Annotated in this window: 22 protein-coding genes and 1 pseudogene; 11 read left to right on the top strand and 12 right to left on the bottom strand. The window is 71.1% G+C overall.

Going from position 1 to position 19,635, the window contains the following annotated elements:
• Positions 1-7: 7 nt before the first annotated feature.
• Positions 8-367 (bottom strand): NADH-quinone oxidoreductase subunit A, encoded by a 360-nt coding sequence (locus IEZ20_RS13660; RefSeq protein WP_003967084.1) that lies wholly within the window; start codon positions 365-367, stop codon positions 8-10.
• Between the two features lie 744 nt (positions 368-1,111).
• Between IEZ20_RS13660 and IEZ20_RS13655 the strand changes: the two genes are divergently transcribed.
• Both IEZ20_RS13655 and def read left to right on the top strand, forming a co-directional pair.
• Positions 1,112-1,936 carry a C40 family peptidase gene (locus tag IEZ20_RS13655; RefSeq protein ID WP_189298027.1) on the top strand — a complete coding sequence of 275 codons (825 nt, stop codon included), beginning with the start codon at positions 1,112-1,114 and terminating at the stop codon, positions 1,934-1,936.
• Positions 1,937-2,149: 213 nt separating this feature from the next.
• The gene (gene def / locus IEZ20_RS13650) at positions 2,150-2,773 is read left to right on the top strand and encodes a peptide deformylase (protein ID WP_189298025.1); all 624 of its coding nucleotides are present in this window, start codon (positions 2,150-2,152) and stop codon (positions 2,771-2,773) included.
• On the opposite strand, the gene IEZ20_RS13645 is transcribed toward def, so the two are convergent.
• The gene (locus IEZ20_RS13645) at positions 2,774-4,066 is read right to left on the bottom strand and encodes a geranylgeranyl reductase family protein (RefSeq protein WP_189298023.1); all 1,293 of its coding nucleotides are present in this window, start codon (positions 4,064-4,066) and stop codon (positions 2,774-2,776) included.
• Between the two features lie 98 nt (positions 4,067-4,164).
• Between IEZ20_RS13645 and IEZ20_RS13640 the strand changes: the two are divergent.
• Positions 4,165-4,668, top strand: a pseudogene (locus IEZ20_RS13640) (GNAT family N-acetyltransferase); the annotation flags it as partial.
• 196 nt (positions 4,669-4,864) lie between these two features.
• Positions 4,865-5,179 (top strand): PASTA domain-containing protein, encoded by a 315-nt coding sequence (locus tag IEZ20_RS13635; RefSeq protein ID WP_189298021.1) that lies wholly within the window; start codon positions 4,865-4,867, stop codon positions 5,177-5,179.
• Here IEZ20_RS13635 and IEZ20_RS13630 read toward each other — a convergent pair.
• From IEZ20_RS13630 to IEZ20_RS13605, 6 genes are all read right to left on the bottom strand, one after another.
• The gene (locus IEZ20_RS13630) at positions 5,166-5,861 is read right to left on the bottom strand and encodes a demethylmenaquinone methyltransferase (protein WP_189298019.1); all 696 of its coding nucleotides are present in this window, start codon (positions 5,859-5,861) and stop codon (positions 5,166-5,168) included. The genes IEZ20_RS13635 and IEZ20_RS13630 overlap by 14 nt on opposite strands.
• Before the next feature lie 104 nt (positions 5,862-5,965).
• Positions 5,966-6,571 carry an imidazolonepropionase-like domain-containing protein gene (locus IEZ20_RS13625; RefSeq protein ID WP_189298017.1) on the bottom strand — a complete coding sequence of 202 codons (606 nt, stop codon included), beginning with the start codon at positions 6,569-6,571 and terminating at the stop codon, positions 5,966-5,968.
• A 7-nt stretch (positions 6,572-6,578) separates the two neighbouring features.
• On the bottom strand, positions 6,579-7,778 hold the full coding sequence (mqnC, locus tag IEZ20_RS13620; protein ID WP_189298015.1) for a cyclic dehypoxanthinyl futalosine synthase: 1,200 nt from the start codon (positions 7,776-7,778) through the stop codon (positions 6,579-6,581).
• Between the two features lie 72 nt (positions 7,779-7,850).
• A complete protein-coding gene (locus IEZ20_RS13615; protein WP_189298523.1) occupies positions 7,851-8,603 on the bottom strand; it encodes a prepilin peptidase in 753 nt (250 codons plus the stop codon).
• Positions 8,604-8,652: 49 nt separating this feature from the next.
• On the bottom strand, positions 8,653-11,109 hold the full coding sequence (locus tag IEZ20_RS13610) for a serine/threonine-protein kinase (protein WP_189298013.1): 2,457 nt from the start codon (positions 11,107-11,109) through the stop codon (positions 8,653-8,655).
• A 102-nt stretch (positions 11,110-11,211) separates the two neighbouring features.
• Positions 11,212-12,060: a menaquinone biosynthetic enzyme MqnA/MqnD family protein gene (locus IEZ20_RS13605; RefSeq protein WP_189298011.1), complete on the bottom strand. Its 849-nt coding sequence runs from the start codon at positions 12,058-12,060 to the stop codon at positions 11,212-11,214.
• A 287-nt stretch (positions 12,061-12,347) separates the two neighbouring features.
• On the opposite strand from IEZ20_RS13605, the gene IEZ20_RS13600 reads away from it, so the two are divergent.
• On the top strand, positions 12,348-12,551 hold the full coding sequence (locus tag IEZ20_RS13600; protein ID WP_004984723.1) for a cold-shock protein: 204 nt from the start codon (positions 12,348-12,350) through the stop codon (positions 12,549-12,551).
• Between the two features lie 106 nt (positions 12,552-12,657).
• Here the strand turns inward: IEZ20_RS13600 and IEZ20_RS13595 are convergent, their stop codons facing one another.
• A complete protein-coding gene (locus IEZ20_RS13595) occupies positions 12,658-13,221 on the bottom strand; it encodes a helix-turn-helix domain-containing protein (protein WP_189298521.1) in 564 nt (187 codons plus the stop codon).
• 69 nt (positions 13,222-13,290) lie between these two features.
• Here IEZ20_RS13595 and IEZ20_RS13590 point away from each other — a divergent pair, with 69 nt between their 5' ends.
• The 4 genes from IEZ20_RS13590 (at position 13,291) to IEZ20_RS13575 (ending at position 15,601) form a co-directional block, all read left to right on the top strand.
• The gene (locus IEZ20_RS13590) at positions 13,291-13,998 is read left to right on the top strand and encodes an AzlC family ABC transporter permease (RefSeq protein WP_189298009.1); all 708 of its coding nucleotides are present in this window, start codon (positions 13,291-13,293) and stop codon (positions 13,996-13,998) included.
• A complete protein-coding gene (locus tag IEZ20_RS13585) occupies positions 13,995-14,309 on the top strand; it encodes an AzlD domain-containing protein (RefSeq protein ID WP_189298007.1) in 315 nt (104 codons plus the stop codon). Before IEZ20_RS13590 ends, IEZ20_RS13585 begins: the two co-directional genes overlap by 4 nt.
• Positions 14,310-14,729: 420 nt before the next feature.
• Positions 14,730-15,395 (top strand): DUF2637 domain-containing protein, encoded by a 666-nt coding sequence (locus IEZ20_RS13580; protein WP_308434664.1) that lies wholly within the window; start codon positions 14,730-14,732, stop codon positions 15,393-15,395.
• On the top strand, positions 15,392-15,601 hold the full coding sequence (locus IEZ20_RS13575) for a hypothetical protein (RefSeq protein ID WP_189298003.1): 210 nt from the start codon (positions 15,392-15,394) through the stop codon (positions 15,599-15,601). The genes IEZ20_RS13580 and IEZ20_RS13575 overlap by 4 nt, the downstream gene beginning before the upstream one ends.
• Here IEZ20_RS13575 and IEZ20_RS13570 read toward each other — a convergent pair.
• Positions 15,598-17,265 (bottom strand): serine/threonine-protein kinase, encoded by a 1,668-nt coding sequence (locus IEZ20_RS13570; RefSeq protein WP_189298001.1) that lies wholly within the window; start codon positions 17,263-17,265, stop codon positions 15,598-15,600. The genes IEZ20_RS13575 and IEZ20_RS13570 overlap by 4 nt on opposite strands.
• A gap of 83 nt (positions 17,266-17,348) precedes the next feature.
• On the opposite strand from IEZ20_RS13570, the gene IEZ20_RS13565 reads away from it, so the two are divergent.
• Positions 17,349-17,978, top strand: a complete 630-nt coding sequence (locus IEZ20_RS13565) for a class I SAM-dependent methyltransferase (protein WP_189297999.1) — start codon at positions 17,349-17,351, stop codon at positions 17,976-17,978.
• Here IEZ20_RS13565 and IEZ20_RS13560 read toward each other — a convergent pair.
• Together IEZ20_RS13560 and IEZ20_RS13555 are read right to left on the bottom strand one after the other, a co-directional pair.
• The gene (locus IEZ20_RS13560; protein ID WP_189297997.1) at positions 17,937-18,191 is read right to left on the bottom strand and encodes a DUF397 domain-containing protein; all 255 of its coding nucleotides are present in this window, start codon (positions 18,189-18,191) and stop codon (positions 17,937-17,939) included. The two genes, IEZ20_RS13565 and IEZ20_RS13560, sit on opposite strands and share 42 nt — an antisense overlap.
• Positions 18,188-19,045: a helix-turn-helix domain-containing protein gene (locus tag IEZ20_RS13555; protein WP_189297995.1), complete on the bottom strand. Its 858-nt coding sequence runs from the start codon at positions 19,043-19,045 to the stop codon at positions 18,188-18,190. Before IEZ20_RS13555 ends, IEZ20_RS13560 begins: the two co-directional genes overlap by 4 nt.
• A gap of 107 nt (positions 19,046-19,152) precedes the next feature.
• On the opposite strand from IEZ20_RS13555, the gene IEZ20_RS13550 reads away from it, so the two are divergent.
• Complete coding sequence (locus IEZ20_RS13550) at positions 19,153-19,620, top strand: ATP-binding protein (RefSeq protein WP_189297993.1); 468 nt, start codon at positions 19,153-19,155, stop codon at positions 19,618-19,620.
• The last annotated feature ends 15 nt before the right edge of the window (positions 19,621-19,635 follow it).

Raw genomic sequence — 19,635 nt, 5'->3', positions numbered from 1 at the left:
AGGCCCCTCAGTCCCATTCCAGGCCGCCGCGCCGCCATACGTACGCGTACGCGACGAAGACGGTGAGCACGAAGAGCAGCATCTCCACGAGCCCGAAAATCCCCAGGGCGTCGAAGCTGACGGCCCAGGGGTAGAGGAAGACGATCTCGATGTCGAAGACGATGAAGAGCATCGCCGTCAGGTAGTACTTGATGGGGAAGCGCCCGCCGCCCGCCGGCGTGGGTGTCGGCTCGATGCCGCACTCGTAGGCTTCGAGCTTGGCGCGGTTGTACCGCTTCGGACCGATCAGCGTGGCCATGACCACGGAGAAGATCGCAAAGCCTGCCCCGAGGGCTCCCAGTACGAGGATGGGCGCATACGCGTTCACCGCTCCTCGCTCCTCTCAGTCGGCGCTGACTGCTGGCGGTTGCACTGGGCTCACTCCTGCCTCACCGGCCCCTCGCACCCCGCTCGTCCCGGGCGAAGATCGAGAACATGTGAAGCAGGTCACAAGCCCAACTGCCTCGCATCTTATGCCCGCCGCTCTGTGATCTGCGACACGGGGTATTGCACAAGCTTTGTGATCTCCACCACCTGACGAAGGATCATGAAGTCGGATGATGAGTGATCTTCATACGCGAAGCGTTCAGTTGATCACCATAAGTGACAATCCTGCACGTCATCGCAGGCCGGAGCGGGCGTCTCAATATCAAGAGACTTCCGTTGCGTGCAAATTGGCGCTGGACTACGAGGCCTGGTAGTGGGACGCGTTCACACATCAGAGGGAGGGCGGGGCGGGGTGTGGACGGGGTGCGGGCACGTGCACGCGTTCACGAGCCGCCGCACGCGCGGGACGCCGCAGTCACGGCGGCCGTTCCGTGACCTCCGCCACATTGATGAGAGACCTCTGAGAACCGGGCTTGGCCAACGACCGCAAGCAGTGGTAGGCGGCGGGCAATTCGGACGTAATGATCAAAGACCGTGATCAAGGGCTTGATCACGGGCGTCCGCAATGTCCGTTACGGCGTCAATAAAGAGTGACGCGCGGGGGATTTCGGGTCTCGATTGAGCAACTGTGGCGCAGGACACGTTTCTTGAAGATATGAAGGAGCCCCTGGTACCGGTTGTTCCCATGTCCCACACCGCTCACATACGCAGCCACCGGAAGCCCCGCCGCAGCGCGTCGACCCTCGCCGTGCGGGCCGGTGTCGCCGGTGGCGTCCTCGGCACCCTGGCAGTCGCCGGTGCGTCCGGCTCGGCGAACGCTGCCGAGCCGGTGACGCAGACCCTCGAACTGCCCACCCTGACGGCCGACCTGGCCGCTCAGGCTGCCCAGACCGCGGACGCGACCGAGCAGGCCGCCGCGAACTACCAGCTGCAGGCCGAGCGTGACGCGGCTGCCGCCAAGGCCGCGAAGCAGGCGAAGGCGGACCTCGCCGAGGCCAAGAAGAAGGCGGCCCAGGCCAAGAAGAGGGCCGAGGAGGCCGCCCGCAAGGAGGCCGCCCGTGCCTCCCGCACCGCGGAGCGGACCACGCTCTCCACCACGGCGGGCACCGAGGCCGGCACCTCCACCTCCACCTCCACCAGCACGTCCACGGCCACCGGCTCGGCCGCGGCCGTCATCAGCTTCGTCAAGGCCCAGGTCGGCAAGGCGTACGTCTCCGGTGCCACCGGCCCGTCCGCCTACGACTGCTCCGGCCTGGTGCAGACCGCCTTCAAGCAGGTCGGCATCAGCCTGCCGCGCGTCTCCCAGGACCAGTCGACCGCCGGCACCCAGGTCTCGCTGAGCAACCTTCAGCCGGGCGACATCCTGTACTGGGGCAGCGCGGGCAGCGCGTACCACGTCGCGGTGTACGTCGGCGACGGCATGTTCGTGGGCGCCCAGAACCCCTCCACCGGCGTCGTGGAGCGCCCGCTGTCGTACGACCCGCCCACCGGCGCCGTACGGGTGCTCTGAGCACACTCCGCGCCTCTCACGCGCACAGGGCCGCAGCCGCTCGGGGGCAGCGGCCCTTGCGCGTACCCCGACACGCCCCGCGGCCTCCCCGACGCGTCCGCCGGCTTCCCTGACCGAGCCTCACGACTTCCCCCGCGCGTCCGTCGGCCTCCCTGGCATGCTCGGCTCGGGCCACCGTCCGGTGGTCCGGTCACGAGCGAAGGAGTCCACGCGATGCCACGCGTGTTCGTACAGGGAAGCCCCGTCGGCCACTACCCGCGGTACGCCCCCGAGGCCGGGCGGGGTGCGGTGCGCCGCATCACCGAGGTCGGTGAGGAGGTGCTGCACAGGCCGTGCCGGGACGTCACGGAGTTCGGACCCGACCTCGCCGCGCTCATCGACGACATGTTCCGCACCATGTACGTCGCCGAGGGCGCGGGGCTGGCGGCGAATCAGGTAGGGGTCGATCTGCGCCTTTTCGTGTACGACTGCCCCGACGACGACGGAGTCCGGCATGTCGGACACATCGTCAATCCCGTGCTGGAAACGCCCACGAAGGGACGACGGCTGCTGGACGAGGGCGAGGGCTGCCTGTCGGTACCGGGGGCCGTGCTGGCCGTACCTCGGCCGGACCGGGCCATCGTCCGCGGTCAGGACAGGGACGGCCGCCCGGTCGTCATCGAGGGCACCGGCTACTTCGCCCGCTGCCTCGCCCACGAGACCGACCACACCGCCGGGCAGATCTATCTCGACCGGCTCCCGAAGCGGGAGAAAAAGGACGCCTTGCGGCAGATGGCGGACCGGCGGGACGAGGTGTACGCCCGCCGGACCGCCAACGCCGCGGCTCTCAGCGCCTAGTCACGCCTTCGGCGCCACCTTGCTCAGGCCGTTGATGATGCGGTCCATCGCGTCGCCGCCCGTGGGGTCGGTGAGGTTCGCGAGGAGTTTGAGGGTGAACTTCATCAGCATCGGGTGGGTCAGACCGCGCTGGGCGGCGATCTGCATGACCTTCGGGTTGCCGATGAGCTTCACGAAGGCGCGGCCGAGGGTGTAGTAGCCGCCGTAGGTGTCCTTGAGGACGCGCGGGTAGCGCTGGAGGGCGATCTCGCGCTGGGCGGGCGTCGCGCGCGCGTGGGCCTGCACGATGACGTCGGCGGCGATCTGGCCGGACTCCATGGCGTAGGCGATGCCCTCGCCGTTGAAGGGGTTCACCAGGCCGCCGGCATCACCGACGAGCAGCAGGCCGCGCGTGTAGTGCGGCTGGCGGTTGAAGGCCATGGGCAGGGCGGCGCCGCGGATGGGGCCGGTCATGTTCTCGGGGGTGTAGCCCCAGTCCTCCGGCATGGAGGCGCACCAGGCCTTGAGGACCTCGCGCCAGTCCAGCTCCTTGAAGGAGGCGGAGGTGTTCAGCACTCCGAGGCCCACGTTCGACGTGCCGTCGCCCATGCCGAAGATCCAGCCGTAGCCGGGGAGGAGGCGGTCCTGGGCGCCTCGGCGGTCCCACAGTTCCAGCCAGGACTCCAGGTAGTCGTCGTCGTGGCGGGGGCTCTCGAAGTAGGTGCGGACCGCGACGCCCATGGGGCGGTCCTCGCGGCGGTGCAGGCCCATCGCCAGGGAGAGGCGGGTGGAGTTGCCGTCGGCGGCGACGACGAGCGGGGCGTGGAAGGTGACTTCGCGCTTCTCCTCGCCGAGCTTGGCGGTGACGCCGGTGATGCGGCCGGTGCGGTCGTCGACGACCGGGCCACTGACGTTGCAGCGCTCGAACAGGCGGGCGCCGGCCTTCTGGGCGTTGCGGGCGAGCTGCTCGTCGAAGTCGTCGCGCTTACGGACCAGGCCGTAGTTCGGGTAGGAGGCGAGTTCCGGCCAGTCGAGCTGGAGGCGGACGCCGCCGCCGATGATGCGCAGGCCCTTGTTGCGCAGCCAGCCGGCCTCCTCGGAGATGTCGATGCCCATGGCGACGAGTTGCTTCACCGCGCGCGGGGTGAGGCCGTCACCGCAGACCTTCTCGCGGGGGAACTCGGTCTTCTCCAGGAGCAGCACGTCGAGACCGGCCTTGGCGAGGTGGTACGCGGTCGTGGAGCCGGCCGGCCCCGCGCCCACGACGATCACGTCGGCGGTGTTCTCGGAGAGGGGCTCGGTCACGACGGTCACGGCGGGATCTCCCCAAGGGTTGAAATCTGTGTGCCGACCGGCACTGGACATGGGCAGTCTATTCAGCAGAATTGATCAACCGGCTGAAGGGCTGCCCTGTGAACCGACCTCTCCCCACGGTACGGCTGCGCGTTCCCACGCACGAGGACGCGGTCGCCTGGCACCGGGTCTTCGCCGATCCGGAGGTCATGGAGTTCCACGGCGGCAGACCGGCGGAGCTGTCGGTCTACGAGGAACTCACCGCGCGCCAGCGGCGGCACGACGCGGAGCACGGTTTCTGCCTGTGGACACTGCTGGACGAGTCGGGTGAGGTCATCGGCTTCACCGGGGCGCAGCCCTGGCCGCGGGACTGGGGCCCGGTCGGCGAGACGGAGATCGGCTGGCGGCTCGGTCGGGCGTACTGGGGCAAGGGGTATGCCACCGCGGCGGCCCGGGAGACGCTCACACGGGTGCGTGCGGCGGGCGTGCCGGGCGTGGTGGCGGTGGTCCGGGCGGGCAACGAGCGGTCCGTGGCGGTGGCCCGGCGCCTCGGCATGGAGCAGGCGGAGACCTACACCCACCCCACGCTCGACGAGCCGGTGCTCTGCTTCCGACTCACCCTCACCGACCATCCCGCCGCCCCCCTCACCGCCGCCGCCACCCCCGCGGACACCCTCGCCGACCCCCACACCGACAACTACGCACAGTAGTCGCCTCTTACGGAAAGACACCGTTGCCTTCCGGGCGGCCCGGGCGGGAGTTACCCTGCCTGTATCGCTGGGGGTGACATCTGTGCTCATACCACCCAAAACACCCGAAGTGCGCGTCCCGCGTCTGGTCGGTCTGATGGCCGTGGACGCGCGCGAAACGGCCCGGGCGCGGGGTCTGTCCCTCCACGCGCCGGACCGCCCGGACTTCCACCTCGCCGTCGTCGACCACGTCGTACGCCAGTACCCGCAGCCCGGCGCCGAGGTGCCGCGGGACTCGATGGTGTACGTGTGGTTCGACTTCGGGGAGGGCGAGGGCGGCGGAGGCGTGCGGGAACCGCGCGTCCCGCGGCCGCCCTCCGGCGGGATGAGACGCGAACTGGGCGAGCCGGGCGGTGACCCGTACGCCGTCGTCAGCTCTGCTTGAAGCCCCGGTGCAGCGCGACCACGCCGCCGGTGAGGTTGCGCCAGGCCACCTTCGACCAGCCCGCCTTGCGCAGCCGTTCGGCGAGGGCGGCCTGGTCGGGCCAGGCCCGGATGGACTCGGCGAGGTAGACGTAGGCGTCCGGGTTGGAGGACACCGCGCGCGCGACCGGCGGCAGCGCCCGCATCAGGTACTCGGTGTACACGGTGCGGAACGGCGCCCATGTCGGGTGGGAGAACTCGCAGATCACCACGCGCCCGCCGGGCCGGGTGACCCGGTACATCTCGCGCAGCGCCGCGTCCGTGTCCTGCACGTTGCGCAGCCCGAAGGAGATCGTCACCGCGTCGAAGGTGTCGTCCTTGAAGGGCAGCCTCGTCGCGTCGCCCGCGGTGAACGGCAGCCAGGTGTGCCTCTTCTTGCCGACCTGGAGCATCCCGAGGGAGAAGTCGCAGGGGACGACGTACGCGCCGGTCCGCGCGAAGGGCAGCGAGGATGTGGCCGTGCCGGCGGCGAGGTCCAGGACCTTCTGCGCGGGGCGCGCGTCGACCGCCTTCGCGACCTCCTTGCGCCAGCGCCGGTCCTGGCCGAGCGAGAGGAGGTCGTTCGTCAGGTCGTACCGTTCCGCGACGTCGTCGAACATCGAGGCGACTTCGTGCGGCTGCTTGTTCAGGGAAGCGCGGGTCACCCGGTCATTCTTGCAGCCCCCTCTCACGGCAGGAGCGTCGGCTTCCTGCGTGCCGCGAGGTCCTCCGCCCAGCCGCACATGCGATGTGGTCCCGAAAAGGGCGCTCACCGCCGCCGGAACACCAGCCGGCCCCCCACCACCGTGGCCACGCACGTCCCCGCACCCCGCTCCGTCAGCTCCCCCTCGTCGGTCACGTCGAACACGGCGAAGCAGGCCGCCGAGCCGGGCTCGCGGGCGGGGGCGAACTCCGGGAGGAGGCCGTCGGCCAGGGGGTCGAGGGAGGGGGTGCCGGCGGGGCGGCCCAGGCGGCCCCGGACGGCGAGGCCCGTGCGGTGGACCGCGTCCCGTACCGCGCGGTTGCGCAGGGGCTCGCAGGCCGCCGCGACCGTGCCGTGGGCGAGCATGCGCTGCACCCCGCGCCGGGCGCTCGCACCCCAGCGGGCGTCGTCCAGGGCGAGCGCGGCCAGCGCGTCGCCGGTCAGCGGCTCGGTGCCGAGGGTGTCGGCCTCCCTCGGGTCGGGGTGGTACGTCTCCTCCAGCAGCTCGTTGCCGTGGAGGTTGACGAGCCCGGGGGTGAGGATGCCGGGCCAGACGCGCACGCGCGCGTGCGGGTGCGCGGCGGACAGGTCCTCCAGGGGCCCGACGGCCTCGATCCACTCACCGTTGACGAGGTGGGCGTGGCCCCTGGAGTCGGCGTGAAGCGTCAGCACGGCGCGCCTAGTTGGACGCGAGCAGCTTCAGCTCGGGGTGGGCGGTGCCGCCCTCGATGGCCGTGGAGGAGATGTGCGAGACCACGCGGTCGTCGACGGGGTCGTTCGCCGGGTCGTCGTGGACGACGAGGTGCTCGTAGGTCGTGGCGCGCTGCGCCGGGACGCGGCCCGCCTTGCGGATCAGGTCGATGATCTCCAGGCGGTTGGAGCGGTGCCTGGCACCGGCCGAGGAGACCACGTTCTCCTCCAGCATGATCGAGCCGAGGTCGTCCGCGCCGTAGTGCAGGGAGAGCTGGCCGACCTCCTTGCCGGTGGTGAGCCAGGAGCCCTGGATGTGCTGGACGTTGTCCAGGAAGAGGCGGGCGATGGCGATCATGCGGAGGTACTCGAAGAGGGTCGCCTGGGTGCGGCCCTTCAGGTGGTTGTTCTCGGGCTGGTAGGTGTACGGGATGAAGGCGCGGAAGCCGCCCGTACGGTCCTGGACGTCCCGGATCATGCGGAGGTGTTCGATCCGCTCGGCGTTCGTCTCGCCCGTGCCCATCAGCATCGTCGACGTCGACTCGACGCCCAGCCGGTGCGCGGTCTCCATGATCTCCAGCCAGCGCTCGCCGCTCTCCTTCAGCGGGGCGATGGCCTTGCGCGGCCGCTCGGGCAGCAACTCGGCGCCGGCGCCCGCGAAGGAGTCCAGGCCGGCCTCGTGGATACGGGTGATGGCCTCCTCGACCGACACACCGGAGATGCGGGCCATGTGCTCGACCTCGGACGCGCCGAGGGAGTGGATGACGAGCTGCGGGAAGGCGTCCTTGATGGCCTTGAAGTGCTTCTCGTAGTACTCGACGCCGTAGTCCGGGTGGTGGCCGCCCTGGAACATGATCTGGGTGCCGCCCAGTTCGACGGTCTCCGCGCAGCGGCGCAGGATGTCGTCGAGGTCGCGGGTCCAGCCCTTCTCCGTGTCCTTGGGGGCCGCGTAGAAGGCACAGAACTTGCACGCCGTGACACACACGTTCGTGTAGTTGATGTTCCGCTCGATGATGTACGTGGCGATGTGCTCGATGCCCGCGTACTTGCGGCGGCGTACGGCGTCGGCGGCGGCGCCCAGGGCGTGCAGGGGCGCGTCGCGGTAGAGGACGAGCGCCTCCTCGGGCGTGATCCGTCCGCCCGCTGCGGCTCGGTCGAGGACAGACTGGAGGTCGGCCTTCTCTGTCACCAGGGGGTCCCTTTCGTCAAGGGGTGTGGGCGGACCGAACCAGCCTACGCCAGCCGTTTCGGGCGAAAGACGTCAGGCCGCGTACGCACCGATCAGCAGTCCGGTGAGGACCCCGGCGAGGAGGAACGGGCCGAACGGTACGGCCGTCTTCCGGTCCGCCCGCCGGGCCAGTACGAGCACGCCGCCGTACAGCGCGCCGAGCAGGAATCCGGCGAAGCTGCCGAGCAGCACGGTGGGCCAGCCGTACCAGCCGAGGACGGCACCCGCCCCCACCGCCAGCTTCACGTCGCCGAAGCCCATGCCGCCCGGGTTGATGAGGTACAGCAGGTAGTAGCCGGCGCCGAGCGCGAGGGCGCCGTAGAGGGCGGTACGCCAGTGGCCGGCGTGTTCGGGGAGCAGGGCGGCCAGGCCCAGCAGGGCGAGGGCGGTGGCGGCGAGCGGGAGGGTCAGGGGGTCGGGCAGCCGCCGCACCCGGAGGTCGACGGCGGCGAGCAGCACGCCGACCGGCGCGAGCAGCAACCAGACCGCCAGCTCGGGCCGGGTGCCGGTGGCGGCGGCGAGGGCGGCGCAGACGAGAGCCGTGGCGACGGCGAGCGGAAGCGCGGAGGGGGCGTACGACGGTGAGGGCGCCCCATCCGCACGCCCCGCGCACTCCCCGCACCGTGCCGCGCCCAGCCACCCCCGGACCGGATGGCGGCCGTCCGGGCAACGGTCGCGCCAGGGCCGGCCGGACGGCACGGCGAAGCGGTACGCGGCGCGGGGCAGCAGCGCGCCCGCCGACACCCCCCACACCGCGGCGACCAGCACGAGCACCCCCGTGGTCACCCCGCCCACGTGCCCCACCCCCCTCACATCTCCGGGTGTCCTACCCGGTTCAGACGGCCGGCATCGCGTAGGCGTCCGCGCCGTTGGCCATCAGCAGCCGGTTGCCGGACAGGGCGATCTGCCACTGGTCGCCGGTGCCCTTGTTGTCGGTCCAGCTCCACCGCTTGCGGCCGGTCCGCGCGTCCAGGGCGACGACGCCGCCGCCGACGGCCTGGGCGCCGCAGTACAGCGTCTTGCCGTACTTCACGAAGACCTCCGGCGCGCCCCGGTCGTTCTCCTCGCAGAGCCAGATCTTCTTGCCGGTGCGCACGTCCACGGCCCAGATGCCGCGGTCGTGGTCGCCGGCGTAGAGGACGCCGTCGATGACGGTGGGGTTGTAGAAGCCCCGGCGGCCCGCCGGGGACAGGGTCCAGCGGGTCGCGCCGGTCTTCACGTCGACGGCGGTGAGCCGCTCCCCCGGCAGGAGGACCAGGCCGTCGGAGACGGTGGGCCGCCAGCTCCAGTCGTCGCCGAGCTTCTTCGTCCACAGCTGGGCGCCGGTCGCGGTGGAGCGGACGGTCAGGTTGTACTTCGAGTCGGCGTACACCAGGTACGCGCCGGAGACGGAGCCCTCGACGTCGTAGTCGTCGGTGCCCCAGTCCCGCTTCTGGATCCACACCGTCCTGCGGGTGGCGATGCTGATGGCGGCGACGGCCGTGCGGAAGTCGGTGGCGCTCTTGGACTCGCTGAAGTCGCTCGCCGCGACGTACACGTGCTCGTCGTCGAGGGCGATGGTGTCCTCGATGTCGATGTGCTTGCCGAGCCGGGCCCGCCACACCTCCGCGCCGGTCGCCGCGTCGCGGGCGATGAGGGCGCCGTCGTACTCGGCGTCGGGCAGGTACATCCGCCCGTCCCTGTAGAGCAGTTGGGAGCCGGGTACGACCAGGTCGGACTTGGACCAGCGGGGCCTGCCGGTCTTGACGTCGTACGCCGCCAGCGGGTCGCCGCTGATCAGCAGCAGGCCGTCGTGGACGAGCAGGGGTACGTCGGTGGTGGTGCCGTCCTCGGTGAGCGCCCGGTGCCACAGCGGCTGCGGGGCCACTCCGGCGGGCGGGGTGGTGAAGTGCTCGGCGGCGGGCTCGCCCGCGGCACCCGCCTTGCCGCCGTCGGCCGATATGTCGGCACCCGTGTCCCTGCTCAGCCACCAGGCGGTGCCCCCGCCGACGGCGGCGACGGCGGCGGCCCCGCCGAGGGCGAGGGACAGGGCGCGACGCCGGCCGGGCCGGGCGGGCGCCTCGGGCCCGCCGAGCTGCACGGTGCCGGGGAGGGGCGCGGGGGTGGGGCCTGGGGTGGAGTAGGGGTTTCCCGCTGACGGCATGCCAGGGGCGGGCGCCGGCGGGGCGGTTCCCCCGGGAGGCGTGCCGTACCCGGCGCCCGGCGCGGGCGGATACCCGTACCCCGGCGCGGGACCACCGGCCGGCACCCCCGGAGCACCGCCGGGCACCCCCGGACCGCCGACCGGCGCCGGACCGAACCCCCCGGCTCCCTGGGCCCCGAACGTTCCCGCCGTTCCCGCCGTTCCCGCCGTTCCCGCCGTTCCCGACGTTCCCGCCGCCCCCGGCTGCTGGTCCGGTGCCTCCAGGTCCAGGATTCCCGCCGCGTGCGTGGCGATCGTGGAGGCGACGGCGGACGGGAGCCAGTCGCGCAGGACGCCGTCGACGCCCTGCGGGGCGAGCGCGGCGGTGATCTCCGCGGGGGCGGGGCGGCCGGCCGGGTCCTTCTGGAGGCAGGCGCGGACCAGGCCGAGCAGGGAGCGCGGTACGCCTTCCAGGTCGGGCTCGCCGTGCACGACCTGGTAGAGCAGCGCGGCGTGCGAGGCGGCCCCGTCGCCGAACGCGCTGCGCCCGGTGGCGGCGAAGGCGAGGACCGCGCCGAGGGAGAAGACGTCGCCCGCGGGGCCCACGTCCTTGCCCATCGCCTGTTCCGGGGGCATGTAGCCGGGCGAGCCGACCACGACCCCGGTCTCGGTCAACCGGGTGCCGTCCACGGCGCGCGCGATGCCGAAGTCGATGACCCGGGGCCCGTCGGCGGCGAGCAGGACGTTGGACGGCTTGAGGTCGCGGTGGATGAGCCCGGCCGCGTGGATCTCCTGGAGCGCGGCGGCGAGCCCGGCGCCGAGCGCGCGCACGGTGTGCTCGGGCAGCGGCCCGTGCGCGGCGACGACGTCGGTCAGGTCCGGGCCGAGGACGTAGGAGGTGGCGAGCCAGGGCAGCGGCGCCTCGGGGTCGGCGTCCACCACCGCGGCGGTGTACTGGCCGGAGACCGCCTGGGCGATCTCGGCCTCGTGCCGGAACCGCTCACGGAAACCGGAATCCGCGGCGAGGTCGGGTCGTACGACCTTGACGGCCACGGTCCGGCCGCCGGGCGAACGGGCCAGGTACACCCGGCCCATGCCGCCGGCTCCGAGTCTGCGCAGCATCCGGTAGCCGCCCAACTCCCGCGGATCGTCCGGCTGAAGTATCTCCATGGCGGGAGTTCCCCGTCCTTCCCCGTCTGTTACCGGTGTGTGCCCGGCGCGTGCGTCGACGCGGCCACAGTAGTGACGGGTGGGGGCAGGGGGCGCGACGGGTTACGGCTGGAGCAGTTCGACCTTCACATCGGCCGGGAAGCCGGTGGTCGGCCCGACCCGGCGGGCGAACTCGGCGACGGCCGCCAGCTGCGGGGCGCCGAAGCGGAAGTCGAGGGTGGTGAAGTACCGCTCCAGGGTGGCCTCGTCGAACGCCTCCCAGCGAGCGGCCTGTTCGGCGACCTTGTGCACCTCTTCGAGGGAGAGGTTGCGGGATTCGAGGAAGGCCTCGTGGACCTTGCGGGTGATGAACGGCTCGCGTTCGGCGTAGTCGCGGCGGGCCGCCCACACCGCGAAGACGAACGGCAGGCCGGTCCACTCCTTCCACAGGGCGCCGAGGTCGTGCACCTGGAGGCCGTAGCGGGGGGCGTCGAGGAGGTTGGCGCGCAGGGCGGCGTCACCGATGAGGACGGCGGCCTCGGCCTCCTGCATCATCAGGCTGAGGTCGGGCGGGCAGGTGTAGTAGTCGGGCTTCACGCCGTACCGGTCGGCGAGCAGGAGCTGGGCGAGCCGGACCGAGGTGCGGGAGGTCGAGCCGAGGGCGACCCGGGCGCCGTCCAGCCGGTCCAGCGGGACCTGGGAGACGATCACGCAGGACATCACCGGGCCGTCGCAGCCGACGGCGATGTCGGGGAAAGCGACGAGGTCGTCCGCGTTGCGCAGGAACTCGACCAGGGTGACGGGGCCGATGTCCAGGTCCCCGCGCACGATCTGCTCGCTGAGCCTCTCCGGGGTGTCCTTGGTCAGCTCGAGGTCGAGGAGCGTGCCGGTTCTCGCGAGCCCCCAGTACAGGGGCAGGCAGTTCAGGAACTGGATGTGGCCGACACGCGGCCGGGTGCGAGAAATGTCCACATCGCGAGACTAGACCCCGTGGGGTACGGTGCTGGGACCGACCCCGTCCTCAAACGGCCTAGCGGACGTTCAAACATCCGGGTGACGTGATCTTGACCTCTATTGCTTTCGGCTGCCCGGATGCTAGGCTTGCCGCAAGTTGCAGTTTGGTTTCCCTTGCAGTACAGAGCCTGCGGAGCATGTAACCGCAGGCTCTCGTCGTTTTCAGAAGTATGCAGTTGTGCAGCACCGTTTCACACTTGCAGGTTCTGGAGCAGGGCAACCCTTTGTGAGCCCAAGGAGGGCTTATGGCTACCGGAACCGTTAAGTGGTTCAACGCCGAAAAGGGCTTTGGCTTCATTGCCCAGGAGGGCGGCGGCCCCGACGTCTTCGTTCACTACTCCGCGATCAACGCCACGGGTTTCCGTTCCCTCGAAGAGAACCAGCAGGTGAGCTTCGACGTGACCCAGGGTCCGAAGGGCCCGCAGGCGGAGAACGTCACCCCGGTCTGATCGACTCGGGACAGCTGATCGCAGCCTAGCGCAGTACCCAAGGAGCCCCGCGCCGTCCGGCGACGGGGCTCCTGCCTTTTCCCGTTCATTTTCCGTTCACGAACGCTCACATGTGCTGCATGACCAGCACAAACTTGGTCCCGGCCGCAAGCGCCTCGTACGAGTGAGATACGTCACCCCGGTACGACATGTAATCCCCGGGCCCCAGTTCCACGGCCTCCCCGTCCGGCCCCGCCCGAACCGCGCCCTCGCTCACCACGATGTGCTCGACGGTGCCCGGAATATGGGGTTCGGAATCCCGTACGGTGCCGGGCTCCAGCCACACGACATACAGGTCCCGGCGGGCGCCGGGCGGGCAGGCGGACAGCAGCGAGGCCAGATAGCTGGACTGGTCGGAGTGGACCGTGGGCCCCCGCCCCGCCCGGATCACCTGGACCGCCGGCGAGGGCGGCTCGACCAGCGCGCTGAACGGCACACCGAGCGCCACCGCGAGCGCCCAGATGGTCTCCATGCTCGGGTTCCCGCCCGCCGCCTCCAGCTGGGACAGCGTGGACTTGGCGATTCCGGCGCGCTTGGCCAGCTCGGACAGGGACAGACCGGCACGGCCGCGCTCGCGCTTCAGCGACGCGGCGATCCACTCCAGGGGCAGCCGGGCGGGCACCTCGGACATGTGCGTTCGCTCCATCGGTACGATCGTTCGCCTTGACGGACAGGCGGGTCACTGTCCATCGTAGTGAACATGCGTTCGTCACACCGAACAACGCCCGGGTCCGCCGCCGACCGCTCCCTCCTCCGGGACAGCTCGCTGGTCTGGCTGGCCAGCGGTGTCGTGGGCATCTCCTTCGGTGCCGTCTCCGTCGCGGGCGGCCTGCCGATGTGGGTGCCGGTCCTGATGTCCCTGGTCGTGTACGCGGGATCGGCCCAGTTCAGCGCGGTGGGCGTCCTGCTCGCCGGGGGCGGTCCGGTCGCCGCCGCGGCCACCGGACTCCTGCTCAACACCCGGACGGCGGCCTTCAGCCTGGCCGTCGCCGACATCATCGGCACCGCCCCGGCGGCCCGCCTCCTCGGCGCCCACCTGGTCACGGACGAGACGGTCGCCTTCGCCCTGGCCCAGTCCGACCCGGTACGGCAGCGCCGGGCGTTCTGGATATCCGGCCTCGGCCTGTTCGCCGTGTGGAACGTGGGCGTCCTCGCCGGTGCGGCGGCGGGCAGCGCGCTGGGCGACACCGCCCGCTACGGCCTGGACGCCGCGTTCCCCGCGGTCCTGGTCGCCCTGGTCCTGCCCACCCTCCGCGCCGACGCGGCGGTACGGCGGTGCGCGCTGCTCGGCGCCGCCCTGGCGCTGGCGGTCACCCCCGCCGTCCCGGCCGGCGTCCCGGTCCTGCTCGCCCTCGCGGGCCTCTTCCTCCACCGCCGCCCGACGACGCCCCGGGGAGCCGCCGCGTGAACGCCACCGTCGCCGTGATCCTCGCCCTGGCCGTCGGCACGTACGCCTTCCGGCTGGTCGGCCCGGTCCTGCACGGCCGGGTCACGATCCCGCCGCGCGTCCAGGAACTGGCCTCCGCCGGCGCGGTCGTCCTCCTGGTCGCCCTGCTGGCCACGGGCGCCCTGACCGAGTCCGGCGGCTTCGCCGGCTGGGCCCGCCCCGCCGGGGTCCTGGCCGGCGCCGTCCTGGCCTGGCGCCGGGCGTCGTTCGTCGTGGTGGTGCTGGGCGCGGCGGCGACGACGGCACTGCTGCGGCTGGCGGGGCTGTCCTGAGCAGAGATCCGTTGATCTGCTTGCAGGACAGATTGCTCGGCGGATTTTCCCGCACATAGTGCTTGTCCGGCTAATCCCTTCACCCGTTCGCCGCGCATCCATCATCGAATGGCGGCGTTATTCGCAGCATGACGAAGGAACTTCCTCGGCGGCCCGTGCGGCTAGGCTCCCACACCTACCTGCCCGCACCGAGCAGAACGGGCCCCAGCAAAGGAGTCCTGATGAAGGGGGGCCTCTCCGTCACTCTTGAAGTGACGGAGGAAATCCTCCAGGAATTCATGGATGTGATGAGTTCACTGGAAAAACACGTCTCGAAACGCTGGGCCCATGCATCCTGAGTACACGGGGCCCACGGAAGCCTTCTACCCGCCCCTGGTCCCCCCGGACTCGGCCTGGGACCCCGCCGAGGAGCTCGCCTTCATGCTGCGGGACTCCATCGAGCGGCAGCCGAGGATCCCGGCCGCCCGCAAGGAGGACGACCTCGCAGGTCAGGGGATGAATCCCCATCGTGACGCCCTGGTGGAGATCACCGCGGAGCTGCCCCCGGTGAAGACTCCCCCGCGAGGCCACCGCAAGGTCCGGCAACGCCCGAACACCACGCGCGTCGCCAGTCATCTCATCGCCGCGCTGGTCGCCGTCATCGCCTCCGCCGTAAGCATCTTCGGCGGTCTGATCTCCTACGATCCGCTGCGTTTCGTGGCCGCGTCCCGCATGCCGGGCGACGTGGTCTCCTGGTGGCCCCTGCTGGTTTTCGGCCCATGGCTGGTGGCGTCGCTCTCCATTCTCCGGGCGGCCCTGCACCAACGCCGGGCCTTCCATTCCTGGTCGGTACTTCTGATTTTTTCGGCGATTGCCATGATCTTATGTATCGCGCAGGCGCCGAAAAATATCGTCGACACCGCGGCCGCCGCTCTGCCGAGTTTCGCGTCACTGGCCTGTTTCCAGCAGGTGGTGCGGCAGATCACCTTCACCCGGCCGCCCCGGCGGACCACGCCCCGGCACCGGGTGCAGCCGGCCGAGGCGTCCGCCGACGAGGCGAAGACGAAGGACGGCAGCGCAGGACGGACACCGGGGGGTGATGAATGAAGAGTCCTGACACGGCGTCCCCGTCCCTCCCCGACGTCGCCCGGCTCCGGCCCCGCCAGCAGATGGCCATGGAGTGCGCCCTGTGCGCCCGCCCCCTGGGAGCGAGCGGGCGGGTGCTGGGGGAGGTACGTCACCGGGGACAGCTGTTCCAGCTCTGGATCTGCCTCCTCGGCTGCCCGCAGGGCGCCTCGGCCGGGCGTTACTAGGCGGCGTGGCGCCAGACGGTCAGGTCGCCCGTGAGGAAGGCGATGTCGGGCAACGCGGTGGACTTCGTCTGGATCACGTACAGCCCGATGTTGCCCTCGTCGTCCTTCATGCAGATCTCGCTACCGGCCGCCGCGGCGGCCAGCCCCCAGCGGTGGTACTTGCCGTTCCCGAGCATGAGACGGCACATGTCCAGGGTGGTGCCGTGTCCGCCCATGATCTGGACGAACGAGACGCTGTCGCTCTTCAGCTCACAGCTCGGGTCCTGGCAGTCGAACCGGATGTCCCCCTTGCGGTCCTTGCGTTGGGGGTCCTTGTCCTTGAGGCTCAGCGAGTTCTTCGCGTCCAGCCACACCTGGGGGTACCCCTCCGGCTTCGGGTCCCGGGGCGAGGCCGACCCGGACTCCTCGTCCCCGGACGGACCGGAGCCGTCCGACGACGAACCCGACGACGAACCCGAGGAGTCGTCCGACGACGAACCCGCCGCGGACGCCGCCGGCGAGGAGGACCGCCCCGACGGTGCCGTGGCGGACGGCTTGGCACCCGCGCCCGCCGTCTCCCGTCCCCCGGCACGCTCCCTGGCATCCATGACCGTCCACGCCAGCAGCGCCACCAGCAGCGCCCCGCCCGCCACACCGGCGACCGAGATCAGCGCGGCCCGCCGTCTGCGGGCCCTGCGCTCCTCGGGCGTCGGCTGCGGCCAGCCGGCCGGGGGCTGCGGGTAGCCGACGAGCGGCTGCGGGTAGGCCGGGGTCGGCTCCGGGACCGGTGCCGGAACCGCGGCCTCCGGCCCGGCGATCTCCCGCCACACGGCCGGTCCCCCGCCCCCGTCGGCGTCCGCGCCCAGCCGCTGCCGGCACCACTCCACCACCTCCGCCGCGGTGGCCCGCTCCGCCGGATCGGCGGCCAGGCACCGGGCGAGCAGCGGCCGCAGCGGCTCGGGCAGCAGCTCCAGGTCGGGTTCGGAGTGCACGATCCGGTACAGCACGTTCACGGCGGGGCCGTCGCCGTACAACGGCCGGCCGAGCGCGGCGAACGCCGCCGTCTGCCCGAGCGCGAAGACGTCCGTCGCCGCCGTCACCTCGTTCCCGGCGGCCTGCTCCGGCGCCATGAACGACGGCGTGCCGATGGTCCCCCCGGTGGCCGTGTACGACGTCCCGTCGGCGGCCAGCGCGATACCGAAGTCGATCACCCGGGGCCCGTCGGCGGCCAGCAGCACGTTCGACGGCTTCAGGTCCCGGTGCACGATCCCCTCGGCGTGGATCGCCTGGAGCGCCTCCGCCACCCCCGCCATCAGCCACAGCACGGCCGCCACCGGGAGCGGCCCCCGCCGCGCCACGGCCTCCGCGAGCGACGGCCCGGGCACGTACAGCGTCGCCAGCCAGGGCGGTGTGCCGTCCGCGTCGGCGTCGATCAGCTCGGCGGTGTAGGCCCCCTTCACCCGCCGGGCCGCCGTGATCTCCCGCCGGAACCGCCGCCGGAAGTCCGGATCGTCCGCCAGTTCCGGCCGTACGACCTTCAGCGCGACCGGCCGGCCGCCCTGCGTGTGCGCCAGATACACCCGGCCCATGCCGCCCGCGCCCAGCCGGGCCGCGAGCCGGTAACCCCCCACCACCGGAGGGTCTTCCGCCTGAAGCGGCTGGAAGACGTCCGTCGCCTGGTCCATCGGCCGATACCCCCCACGGTGATGCTTTGGCCAAGGGCAGCAGCCTAAAGGGCGGTGTCAGTCCCTCCCGCTACGGTCCCTCCATGACCGACACCCGCGCCTTCTACGACACGATCGCCGAGGACTACGCCGCGCACTTCCGCGACCCCCTCGCCGAACGGCCCCTGGAGCGGGCCCTCCTCGCCGCGTACGCCGAACAGGTCGGCCCCGGCGGCCAGGTCGCCGACCTCGGCTGCGGGCCGGGCGCGGTCACCGCGCACCTGGCCGGCCTGGGGCTGTCCGTCTTCGGCCTGGACCTCTCCGAGTCGATGATCGCCGTCGCCCGCCGCGACTTCCCCGGCCTGCGGTTCGAGCAGGGCTCCATGCGGGACCTTCCCCTGGCCGACGGTTCCCTGGCCGGGGTCGTGTCCTGGTACTCCAGCATCCACACACCTGTGGACGAACTCCTCGCCCTCTTCGCCGAGTTCCACCGCGTCCTGGCTCCCGGCGGGCGGCTCCTGCTCGCCTTCCAGGTGGGCGACGCGCCGCTTCGACTGGAGCGTCCGTTCGGTCTGCCGGTCACCCTCGACTTCCTCCGGCGCCGCCCCGAGCAGATGGCCGAGCTGCTGTCCGGAGCCGGGTTCGCCCTGCGGTCCAGCACGGTGCGCGAGCGCGAGGAGGCGCTGGGGGAATCAGCCCCGCAGGCGTTCCTTCTCGCCCAGAAGGAAGGCTGACCAGGCTTCGGGGGTGAGGGTGAGGTGGGCGGTGGTGGGTTGCTTGGAGTCTCGGATGTGGATGGCGGTGGGGTGGGTGGCAACTTCGAGGCATTCGCCGCCGCCGCCACTGCTATGGCTGGACTTGCGCCAGTTGTAAGCGAGTTCCAGGCACTCGCCTCCCTCACCGCCGCTATAGCTGGACTTGAACCAGGCGAGTTCCTTGGTGTTCATCGTTCTCCCACCAGCTCCTCGATCATGGCCAGTGACTCCGTCGGGTTGAGTGCCATGGCGCGCATGATCCCATAGCGGTCCGCGATCTTGCGGACTTCCTCCGGGTCAGCGATCAGCCGTGGGTATCCCTGGACCTCCACGTAAGCCACCTGGGCTCGCTTGTTGGGCGTCAGCAGGTTGAACGGGCCGTCCATGTTGGGGTGTTCCGCCATCTTCGAGGGCATCACCTGAATCTCCACGTTGCGCATGCTGCCGATCCGCAGCAACCGTCGGAGCTGCTCCTTGTGCACCTTCGTACCGCCGATGGGCCGGTGCAGCACCACCTCTTCCAGGACGTAGCTGCACATCGGTAGTGGCCACTGCTCCAGAACCTGCTGACGGGCCAATCGGTCGGCAACCCGCTTCTCGATGGCGTCCTCATCCAGCAGGGGGCGGCGACGGGAGAACACAGCCCGCGCATAGTCCTCGGTCTGCAACAGACCTGGCACGCCCTGATTGGCGTAGAAGTGCAGCTCAACGGATACCGCTTCCAACTCGGCATAGCTGCGATACCACTCAGGATGCCGCGTCCGCGCCCTGGACATCGCCTCCTCCACCTGAGGGATGACCGCCGTGAACAGGCCGTTCGCCTGGAGGATCTCATCGGCCCGGCGCAGGAACTCCGGCCTCGGCGTCCGTACCCCTCGCTCGATGGCCGAGATGAGATCCGGGCCGTACCCCATCAGCTCCGCGAACTCCCGCTGGCTCAGCCCCGCCCTCTCCCGCAGCAGCTTCAGCTGCTTGCCGATGACGACGAAGACCGCTGCCGCCCCGTTCTCCTCCGCCGGAGTCTCCGGCCTCCGCTCCTCCGTCACACGAACCTCCGACTAACCCGTACACCCACGATCCGCACCCGTACGACTACGCACAGTCGCCGGGTCTCCCCTGGTCAGGGTAGGGAGAACCGGCCACGCTCGGTGATGTGAACGTAGAAATCTCCACCCCCACAACCGAACTCGTCCAACGGCTCAGCGCCACCCCCCGTGGTGCCCGTCTGGCCCGTCGGCTCACCGGTACCGCCCTGGCGACCTGGGGGTATCCGTACGACGGCGACCTCAGCCACACCGCCCAGCTCGTTGTGGCCGAACTCGCGGCCAACGCCGTCACCCACGGTCGCGTGCCCGGGCGGGACTTCGAGCTGCGGCTGCGGCTGCTGCCGGAGAAGGGCACCTTGCGTATCGAGGTCAGCGACGCCCGGGGTGACCGTGCCCTCCGCTTCCTGGACGGGCGGTCGGAGGACGAGAACGGCCGGGGTCTCGTGGTCGTGCAGGTGCTGGCGAAGCTGTGGGGCGTCACGGAGCGGGACGTCGGCAAGACGGTGTGGGTGGAGTTGGCGCTCGGCGGAGGCCGGCGAGGTGCGGATGCCGAGCCTCACGGCGCCGCCAAGTGACCGTGGAGCCTTCCG

This window comes from Streptomyces cinerochromogenes (genome assembly GCF_014648635.1).
GTDB lineage: Bacteria > Actinomycetota > Actinomycetes > Streptomycetales > Streptomycetaceae > Streptomyces > Streptomyces cinerochromogenes.
This window is presented reverse-complemented; position numbering and strand designations above follow the sequence as displayed.

What these genes read in the sequence shown, in the direction of transcription:
- IEZ20_RS13655 (WP_189298027.1), top strand. Translation starts at nt 1,112, where the DNA reads ATGTCCCACACCGCTCACATACGCAGCCACCGGAAGCCCCGCCGCAGC.
- IEZ20_RS13600 (WP_004984723.1), top strand. Translation starts at nt 12,348, where the DNA reads ATGGCTACCGGAACCGTTAAGTGGTTCAACGCCGAAAAGGGCTTTGGC.
- IEZ20_RS13580 (WP_308434664.1), top strand. Translation starts at nt 14,730, where the DNA reads ATGCTGCGGGACTCCATCGAGCGGCAGCCGAGGATCCCGGCCGCCCGC.
- IEZ20_RS13565 (WP_189297999.1), top strand. Translation starts at nt 17,349, where the DNA reads ATGACCGACACCCGCGCCTTCTACGACACGATCGCCGAGGACTACGCC.
- IEZ20_RS13560 (WP_189297997.1), bottom strand. Translation starts at nt 18,191, where the DNA reads ATGAACACCAAGGAACTCGCCTGGTTCAAGTCCAGCTATAGCGGCGGT.
- def (WP_189298025.1), top strand. Translation starts at nt 2,150, where the DNA reads ATGCCACGCGTGTTCGTACAGGGAAGCCCCGTCGGCCACTACCCGCGG.
- IEZ20_RS13570 (WP_189298001.1), bottom strand. Translation starts at nt 17,265, where the DNA reads ATGGACCAGGCGACGGACGTCTTCCAGCCGCTTCAGGCGGAAGACCCT.
- IEZ20_RS13595 (WP_189298521.1), bottom strand. Translation starts at nt 13,221, where the DNA reads ATGTCCGAGGTGCCCGCCCGGCTGCCCCTGGAGTGGATCGCCGCGTCG.
- IEZ20_RS13575 (WP_189298003.1), top strand. Translation starts at nt 15,392, where the DNA reads ATGAAGAGTCCTGACACGGCGTCCCCGTCCCTCCCCGACGTCGCCCGG.
- IEZ20_RS13610 (WP_189298013.1), bottom strand. Translation starts at nt 11,109, where the DNA reads ATGGAGATACTTCAGCCGGACGATCCGCGGGAGTTGGGCGGCTACCGG.
- IEZ20_RS13590 (WP_189298009.1), top strand. Translation starts at nt 13,291, where the DNA reads ATGCGTTCGTCACACCGAACAACGCCCGGGTCCGCCGCCGACCGCTCC.